General features: G+C 42.7%; 6 protein-coding genes. 4 read left to right on the top strand and 2 right to left on the bottom strand.

Annotation, left to right across the window (positions count from 1 at the left end):
* Positions 1 to 110: 110 nt before the first annotated feature.
* Positions 111 to 1,214, top strand: coding sequence for an alpha/beta fold hydrolase (locus IQ229_RS05070; protein WP_228013148.1), 1,104 nt, complete (start codon positions 111 to 113; stop codon positions 1,212 to 1,214).
* Between the two features lie 218 nt (positions 1,215 to 1,432).
* Here IQ229_RS05070 and IQ229_RS05065 read toward each other — a convergent pair whose 3' ends face one another.
* Complete coding sequence (locus IQ229_RS05065; protein ID WP_194041839.1) at positions 1,433 to 2,962, bottom strand: glycosyltransferase; 1,530 nt, start codon at positions 2,960 to 2,962, stop codon at positions 1,433 to 1,435.
* 689 nt (positions 2,963 to 3,651) lie between these two features.
* On the opposite strand from IQ229_RS05065, the gene IQ229_RS05060 reads away from it, so the two are divergent.
* From IQ229_RS05060 to IQ229_RS05050, 3 genes are all read left to right on the top strand, one after another.
* The gene (locus tag IQ229_RS05060) at positions 3,652 to 4,050 is read left to right on the top strand and encodes a DUF1304 domain-containing protein (RefSeq protein WP_194041837.1); all 399 of its coding nucleotides are present in this window, start codon (positions 3,652 to 3,654) and stop codon (positions 4,048 to 4,050) included.
* A 98-nt stretch (positions 4,051 to 4,148) separates the two neighbouring features.
* Positions 4,149 to 4,421: a Precorrin-3B methylase gene (locus tag IQ229_RS05055; RefSeq protein WP_194041835.1), complete on the top strand. Its 273-nt coding sequence runs from the start codon at positions 4,149 to 4,151 to the stop codon at positions 4,419 to 4,421.
* Positions 4,422 to 4,681: 260 nt separating this feature from the next.
* Positions 4,682 to 6,955, top strand: a complete 2,274-nt coding sequence (locus tag IQ229_RS05050; protein WP_194041833.1) for a family 10 glycosylhydrolase — start codon at positions 4,682 to 4,684, stop codon at positions 6,953 to 6,955.
* A 311-nt stretch (positions 6,956 to 7,266) separates the two neighbouring features.
* Here IQ229_RS05050 and IQ229_RS05045 read toward each other — a convergent pair whose 3' ends face one another.
* Positions 7,267 to 7,908 carry a DUF938 domain-containing protein gene (locus IQ229_RS05045; protein ID WP_194041831.1) on the bottom strand — a complete coding sequence of 214 codons (642 nt, stop codon included), beginning with the start codon at positions 7,906 to 7,908 and terminating at the stop codon, positions 7,267 to 7,269.
* Between the last annotated feature and the right edge of the window lie 225 nt (positions 7,909 to 8,133).

Below are 8,133 nucleotides of genomic sequence, written 5' to 3'. Positions count from 1 at the left end.
CCATAACACTGTATAAATCATTCTTGGGAGTGAAAGTTGGATGATTCTAACTATGGTATGAAGCTAAAAGCAGTTAACAAAGCATTGCAAGGTTTAGGCTCATGATATTCATGCCTCATAATTTTCTACTTGTATGGCTGTTTCAACTGCTGTCTGTTGGGGTACTTGGCGGGGGAATCTACATTCTCTATGAATGGTACGAGCGAGAACTTGTAGGAACGCCCTACTTGGTGGCTGGACTATTAATGGTTTTGTGGACTTTTGGAGGTCGTTTTATCAGTTTGCCACTGCTGCGCCGTCCTGGAAAACAGGAACCCAAGTTTATGCGTAGCAAAACCGTGCAGCGCTTACCACGCCCAGATGGGAGCGTGTTGCAAGTAGAGTTTTTTGGCCCTGAAGATGGTCAACCAATTATCTTGTCACATGGTTGGGGGCCAAACAGTACTATATGGTATTATGCCAAAAGACAATTAAGCGATCGCTTCCGAGTAATTGTTTGGGATTTACCAGGGTTGGGAAAATCCGCTAAACCGAAAAACAACGATCACTCTATAGAAAAATATGCCCGTGACTTGGAAGCTGTTATTGCCATAGCAGGGGATAAACCTGTTATCTTGTTGGGACACAGCATGGGCGGAATGATTAATCTAACATTCTGTCGCCTGTTTCCAGAGCAATTAGGGAGTCGAGTAGCTGGTTTAATTCTTGTAGATACTACTTATACTAATCCGGTAAAAACTTGCATCTTTAGCAATCTGGTACGGAAATTGCAGAAACCGCTACTCGAACCTGTGTTGTATCTGACTATTGTATTATGGCCCGTTTTTTGGTTGATGACTTGGCTCTCGTATTTCAATGGTTCGCTGTATATCACCGTCGAACTATCTGGATTTACGGGTACTGAAACACGCGGTCAACTAAGTTTTGCAGGTCTATTATCAGCATTGGGTTCGCCTGGTGTTCTGGCTCGTGGCACACTGGCAATGTTGAAGTTCGACGAAACAGATACACTTGCAACTATTAACGTTCCTGTATTGGTAATGTGTGGGGCTTCAGATATAGCGACAAAACCTGTGGCGAGCGATCGCATGAAAGCAGAATTACCTTACTCTGAAAGAGTCACCCTAAAACCAGGCGGACACATGGCATTGATGGAACAAAACCAACAGTTTGCTGAAGCAGTCAGCACATTTTGCGCTGGCTGCTCCTCATAGCTGCCTGAATCTCACATTTAGCATCCATCAAAAAATATTGCTCCAGGGTTGACGTTTCAGTGTTTCGCGCAGTCTGTAGCAACTTCCGCCTTCCCTGCAAGAACTTCCGCCTTGACGTTTCGGTGTTTTGCGCAGTCTGTAGTAACTTCCGCCTTCCCTGCAAGAACTTCCACTTTTTTTGTAGCAACTTCTGCTTTGACCGCAGTTTTGCACTTTATTTAATCCGCATTCCCCAGTACCTTTTCATTAGATCCAAAGTAGAGTTCGCTCAATTCTTCCAAAAAAACATCGGTCTGCGATTCTGGATTAAGGAAGTAGGGATGGATAGGAAGGAGTTCAGCGCGAGGGCGAGTTTCCGGTGAAGACAGAATTTGCTCAAGCAAAGACAGGTAGTTTTCACCAGTAGATTCCCAAGTGTACGTTTTCAACACTCGTTGCTGACCAGCTTGGGCAAAATACTCCCACTCCTGAGCATCACATAGCAACCGCTCCAACCCCCGTACAATATCAGCAGGATCTTCTGGATCGACGAGTACGCCATATTCCCGATCTCCCTGTCGCAAGCTCTCGCTAGGGCCACCGTTCTTGGTTGCTACCACTGGTAAACCTGCTACTGCTGCTTCTAAGGGAGCAAGCCCAAAAGGTTCGTAGAGTGCGGTCAGCGCAAATACTGAGCGACGTTTAACCAAAAACCGATAGGTTGCTGCCAGTGACTTTTGAGACTGATGTAACAAGCCAAATGCACTGATTTTGCCCCACAAATCGTTTTCTTTGACCGCTTCCCGAATCGGGGCTAATACTTCTTCAGTTATTTCGTCGCTAGCCTCTTCTCGTAAAGGATTGTCCAGCGCCCCTGTAATTACCACCAAGTTAGCTTGTTCCTGAAGTGTTGGACTCATTGCAAAAGCTTGCACTAGACCTAATATATTTTTTTTCAGTTCTAATCGACTAGATGCTAAGATGACGGGCAAATCTCGACGATCTTCTGCAATGTCTCGTGCCAATCGCTCCTGAATGAACTCGTAAGTAGCCTCCTCATTTTCGGAACGCGCCTTTGCACCAAAAATCGAGAAATCTGCTCCCGGTGGAATCACTGCAAAGCGGTTGTCGTTGTCTACATCCACTGCACCACTATAGACTCGATGAGAATACTGTTCAAAACGTTCTTGTCGTGTACTAGTGATATTAACCGCCGAGCGATTCATGCTCAGGCGTTCGGCTAAAATGCGATATCTAAAATTAAATTGCTCGTCTATCCCTGTGAGATTTTCTGGGGTGACTTCCAATTTGTCGATCTTTTGAGCGCCGAGAGAATGAGCAGTAAAGGTAAAAGGTATGCCTGTCTCCTCTTCAATTAGAACGCCACACAGTCCTCCATCAGCGTAGTGAGCAGTCATAGCATCGGGTAAGCCACCTTGCTGTTGATAAAATTTCAAGATGTTGGGTATCCAATCAGCGACCAGATGAGGCCATAACAACTCTTTAGAGAGAAATTCTTTTGGCCCAGCTGGTAAGCGGATAATGCGGACATTATCGATCCCTGGATAAGTGTCAATCGCTTCGGCAAACTCTGGCCACTCCGCGTCAATAATTTGACGGGTGATAATATCAACTTTATGACCCATTTGAGCTATGGCTATAGCGACTTGCCTAACGTAAATTAGCTGACCCCCAAAATCTGGGTGTTTCGTGATGTGGCTATTGCCTGAATCAAAATTGCCTTGAGGGTTGAGAAATCCAATGTGCATTGCCCACTTCCTAATACAGGTTGATTTCTACCAGAGATTTTTGCCTGAAGACGGCAGCATAACAGCTTAGTGAGCTTGTTAAAAACTCTCAAGGCTGAAAAATACAGGCAGTGAGACTGTAGATAAATACCATCAAAAAGTAAGTCAAAGGGCTTTTATTGATTCCCTTTAGCTTAAACTCAACCAATACAGTCAGTTATTTTCCTAATGCTTAACTTAAGTTAATCATTACTGCGGTTAGCGCACATATACCGAATGACATAAATGGTAATGTGATGTTTTTTTTTAATGATTTATCAAACTACCTGGTCGTAATCCATTAGACTTACGGAGAATATAGCGGTTCTCGAATGGAAGCAATACAGTTTGACCTCTCTCCAAACCTCTCTCCTAAAAGGAGAGAGGCTTTGAATCTTACTCCCCTTCCCTATAAGGGAAGGGGCTGGGGGTTAGGTCTGTATTGCACTTAACTGAGAACCGCTATAGTTTGACGAATAGTTCAAAGCAAAACATTGTCATAAATCTTACAAATCTGTTACTGTATGTCAGTATAAAAGCTAAGATACTCTGGATATTTGAGGTTAACTACTTAGAATTAGCAACTGAGAGTCAGACGAGGCGCCAGAATGAAAAGCTTGAAACCCTGATAGACTATATACTTTTAAAACTAATCCTCCTGGGAAAATTACATGAAGTTTCTAAGTATTCCTAAGTATTGGATTAACTTTTGTCTGGTTTGGGCTGTGGTTGTTCATCTGTTTTTCTTAGTAGCTGAGATGTTTTTTTGGCAAACCTCTTTCGTGCAAGAAACATTGCTTGGAGGTTTCACAATCGCGCAAAAAGCCGAAATTCTTGCCCACAATGTAGGTCTTTACAATGGTTTTCTCAGTGCTGGTGCGCTCTGGGGATTACTAGCGATGAATCCTAAAATACCAAAAGTCAAGCCTGCGGTCTTTATTCTAGTGTGTGCATTTATCGCGGGAATTTACGGCAGCATTAGCTTAGGACGCCCAACAGCTTTTCTACTTCAGTCATTGCCTAGCATTATTGCTCTACCCCTCATCTGGTTGGATAACCATGAGGGATAACAATGAATTAACTCAGCGAAATCAGTCAGCTGGAAATTTGAAGTGTCAAGATAAATCTGACTCGCTAGGATGGCATTAGAAATTTATAGCATTTGAGTATGACCAAGCAAGACACTCCACTTACGGGAGAGGCTCTGATTAAAGAAGTCTGTCGGCGGATTCGAGTAGCCCGCAGCTATTGGGATGCTCACAACAATGCTGCTTGTCGGGGCGAACGCGATCGCGCTTTAGCCCTTTACAACACCCTGACTAAGGAGCAAAAAGACCAGATTCCGCAAGTGTTGCGGGTGTGGTTGCGTTACCGGAGTGAGAAATATTTTGGCGCACACCGAACGCCGCCAAAGTCAGCACGAAAATCAAAACATATCTAAGATGCACTGAGGCAGTCGTTGTGTCGCACAGAATTCAATTCTGAATTCTGGCTCCTGACTCCTGAATTCTGTTCTGATAAATTTCATCACAGCATCTCGATTACAGCTTACATTTGAAACATTTCTATTTGGCACTACTGACCTTATAACTGCGTCAACTATCTTGCAGCTAAATTACTACATCAGTTTTCTGATGCAGTAATTTAACCTTTATATGGTACTAAATATAACCAATTAACCTCATTTAGTAAGCGGAAGTAATGACAACTCAGTTTTGGGAAAAAAGTAGAGAAATTAATGCAACTCTAACTAACTTACTATTTAAGCCTGTACAGAGACGAGTACTAGTAGGTCTAACTAAGCTACAGGTAACAAGTCAACAGACAGCGCCGTGGCTTTTGAAAAAGCGTCTGCTGCCATTATTATGTCTGATATCATTCTTTCTAGTATTGCTACTAAACAGTTTTGCCCCTGCCGTTGCCCAACTACCTCCTCAACCTCGCCAGGAAATTCGGGGAGTGTGGCTAAGTGGTAACGATTTTAGCGTTTTTAGAAATCGTTCACAGGTGCAAGCAGCCATGAGCCAACTGCGGAAGTTAAACTTTAATACTGTTTATCCCGTAGTTTGGAATGATGGTTATACACAATACCCCAGTGCCATCATGCAGAAAAAGGGTATCCCGTTTTTCTTCAAGGGAGCAGAGGGACAAGATGTAATTGCAGACATTATTACTCAAGCCCGCAGCCAAGGGTTACTAGCAATACCCTGGTTTGAATTTGGTTTTATGGTTCCTCTAACTTCGGAACTTGCATCGCAGCATCCAGATTGGTTAACGCAAAAAGGGGATGGGACTCAAACTTCAATTAGTGCTGCGGGTGAAGTAGCGTGGTTGAATCCCTTTCACCCGGAAGTGCAACAGCTTATCCGCGAACTCGTGATGGAAGTTATCGCTAAATACGATGCTGATGGCGTTCAATTTGACGACCACATGAGTTTACCTGTAGATTTTGGTTACGATAAGTACACGATAAGTCTATATACTCAAGAAACTGGGAATCCTCCACCATCCAACCCCCAAGCCCAAGCATGGATAAAATGGCGGGCAGATAAAATGACTGCCTTCATGGTAGACCTTTACCAAACAGTGAAAGCCAGAAAACCGAATGCCATTTTTTCAGTTGCTCCTAATTACTATAATTTCGCCTATAAAATGCAACTGCAAGATTGGCTAAACTGGGTACGCTTGGGTATTGTTGATGAATTGGTCATGCAAGTGTACCGTAATGATTTGGAAAGTTTTATCGCTCAAATTACCCGCCCAGAAATTTTAGAAACCCAACAAATCATTCCAACTGGTATCGGTATTATGGCGGGTTTACGAAATCGTCCAGTTGCCATCCCACAAATCAAATCCCAGGTAGAAGCAGCGCAACAACGCGGTTTAGGTATCGGCTTTTTCTACTACGAAAGCCTTTGGGATATTGCCCCTGAACCAGCAGCGCAACGCCAGTCGGCATTTGCGGCTCTTTTCCCAAATTCAGCATTACGCGATATCTCGCAAAATACATCCCGCAAGCCAACTTTTAACACCGTAAACTTACCTTTATATCCAAAACCTTCCCTTGGGCAACGTGTTCGCGGCTATTTTTTGGAAGTTGCGATCGCAAATGGTCAACCAAAACGTATTTTATTAGATACAGGGTCAGCAGGGCTAAGAGTTCCCAAAGAGTTTTTAGGTAATTCTCCGATCCAAAGAACAGGTCAAAATATCAAGGAGGTATTAAGTGATGGTACTATCCTGGAAGGAGAATTAGTTTACACTAATGTCCGGTTTGGTTTGATTCCCACCGCCGAACCTGTTCCCGTACAGGTTGTTACTAGTCGCCAATGTACTGCCCAAAAACCTAAATGTTCAGCAAACAGTGGTGTACCATTTTCGGGAATTGTCGGTGTTAACTATTTTGAAAAATCACTTCCCTATAACCCGTTGAGAAAATTATCAGGCAATCTGAGTAACGGATTTATTGTCGTTGGCAATGGTAGTAGTAACAGCAATGGCAGCCTTATTCTCGGTTTAACTGCCGAAAATCAAGCAGGTTTCAAAATGGCTTCTTGGAGTCAACAACCCGAAATTAATGGTGTACCCGGCAAAAGATGGGACTCTCGACTAAATAAAGTTTGTTTAACTCTTGCTGGGAGTTCTGCGAAAAACTTGTGTAATAGCAGAGCGATCGCTGATACTGGAACTATTAATGGTTTGACTGAATTCAAGTCAGCTTCTACAGCAGGTAAACTCAAACCCGGAGTATTAGGGTCAGCAAATGCTGTGAAAGTAGGAATTAATGGCATTTTTGATTACAGTTTGACACCAGGAACCCGTGACGGATTTAATCGCTGGAATTTGAGTATCTCGCCACAATCAGAACTGACTATATTTGTAAATCCTGGAATCGCCTTGTTTGATAAATACGATGTACTCTTTGACCAAGTTAATGGTAAACAGGGTTTTCGCAGTCGGCGTGAGAAGAAGTAAAGACTTGCTTACTCAGATAGCATTCAACTAAGCCAGGATTTACGCAAATATTGCCGAAACCCTGATGTATAAACGCAATTTATCGCGTCTTGAAAGACCAATTATTTACACCAATAACCCTTGTGACTTTTCACGGCATCTGGAAAACCTCTCTCTAAATCTCTCTCCTTTTAGGAGAGAGACTTTGAATTTTCCTCCTTCCCTCGTCGGGAAAGAGGTTAGGTTTTTGGTGGACTTTTCCACATCAGGTGAAAAGTTAGAATAACCCTCAACCCAAGCGTATTGGCTTTTAGCCCAGTAAAAATCAATCACTAAGTAGAACGTTGAAACACTACTGAAAGATTATTAGCTGGCATTTGGTAAATCTGTTGCAATATCAGATTTTGTGCCCTAGCTACTGCTATGACATCATCCAAGCTACGCACACCCCACTCTGGGTTTTCAGTGCGTAAATATTCGTCAAAAGCTGCATTACTCGCAGCTGTATGTTCTCCACCTTGTTTGAAGGGGCCATACAAATAGAGGATACCTCCTGCTTTTAGGATACGACCTGCCCCTGCCATTAAGCCTAGACAGGCTGACCAAGGTGAAATATGAATCATATTGATGTTAACGATGGCGACAATTGGCTTCGTATTTAGCCAATCAAATTCACCATTTTCTACAACCCAAACTGGTTCTCTTACATCTAATTCAAGCGGTGCATAAACGTTATCACATACATTGTGTTCAGTCCAAGAAATAATGCTGGCTCTTGATTGTGGATTTACATCGGTTGGGAGCCACAGATAATCTCTGAGCTTGGATGCAAAAAAGACTGCGTGTTCACCAGTACCACTTGCTATTTCTAAAATAGTGCCGCTCTCCGGCAACACTTGTAAAAGTACTTCTAGAATTGCTTCGCGGTTACGCTCGGTTGCTGGTGCGTATTTTCGTGCGTCTTGTGGTGTCATGTGGATCGTTATATTTATAATTAATATGAATAAATATCAAACCAAGAACTGTACCTAATCTTGATAAAATATTTGTACAAGTTTGAGCAAGTCACTTTTTGCAGGCTCACCGCCATACAACCATTTTATTAAATTATCAGGCGATAACCAAAAACTTTCAATAAAATCATTTTTATTGTACTCTGGGCTACAATCTAATTTGATTTCATAAACCTTCATAAAAGC

Origin of the sequence: Nostoc cf. edaphicum LEGE 07299 (assembly GCF_015207245.1) — a bacterium.
In the GTDB taxonomy this organism is placed as follows: domain Bacteria; phylum Cyanobacteriota; class Cyanobacteriia; order Cyanobacteriales; family Nostocaceae; genus Nostoc; species Nostoc edaphicum_B.
Note: the sequence above shows the minus strand (reverse complement) of the source record. Positions and strands in the feature narration are given on the sequence as shown.

Coding starts and splice junctions, on each gene's coding strand:
- IQ229_RS05070 (WP_228013148.1), top strand. CDS start 111: ATGCCTCATAATTTTCTACTTGTATGGCTGTTTCAACTGCTGTCTGTT.
- IQ229_RS05065 (WP_194041839.1), bottom strand. CDS start 2,962: ATGCACATTGGATTTCTCAACCCTCAAGGCAATTTTGATTCAGGCAAT.
- IQ229_RS05060 (WP_194041837.1), top strand. CDS start 3,652: ATGAAGTTTCTAAGTATTCCTAAGTATTGGATTAACTTTTGTCTGGTT.
- IQ229_RS05055 (WP_194041835.1), top strand. CDS start 4,149: ATGACCAAGCAAGACACTCCACTTACGGGAGAGGCTCTGATTAAAGAA.
- IQ229_RS05050 (WP_194041833.1), top strand. CDS start 4,682: ATGACAACTCAGTTTTGGGAAAAAAGTAGAGAAATTAATGCAACTCTA.
- IQ229_RS05045 (WP_194041831.1), bottom strand. CDS start 7,908: ATGACACCACAAGACGCACGAAAATACGCACCAGCAACCGAGCGTAAC.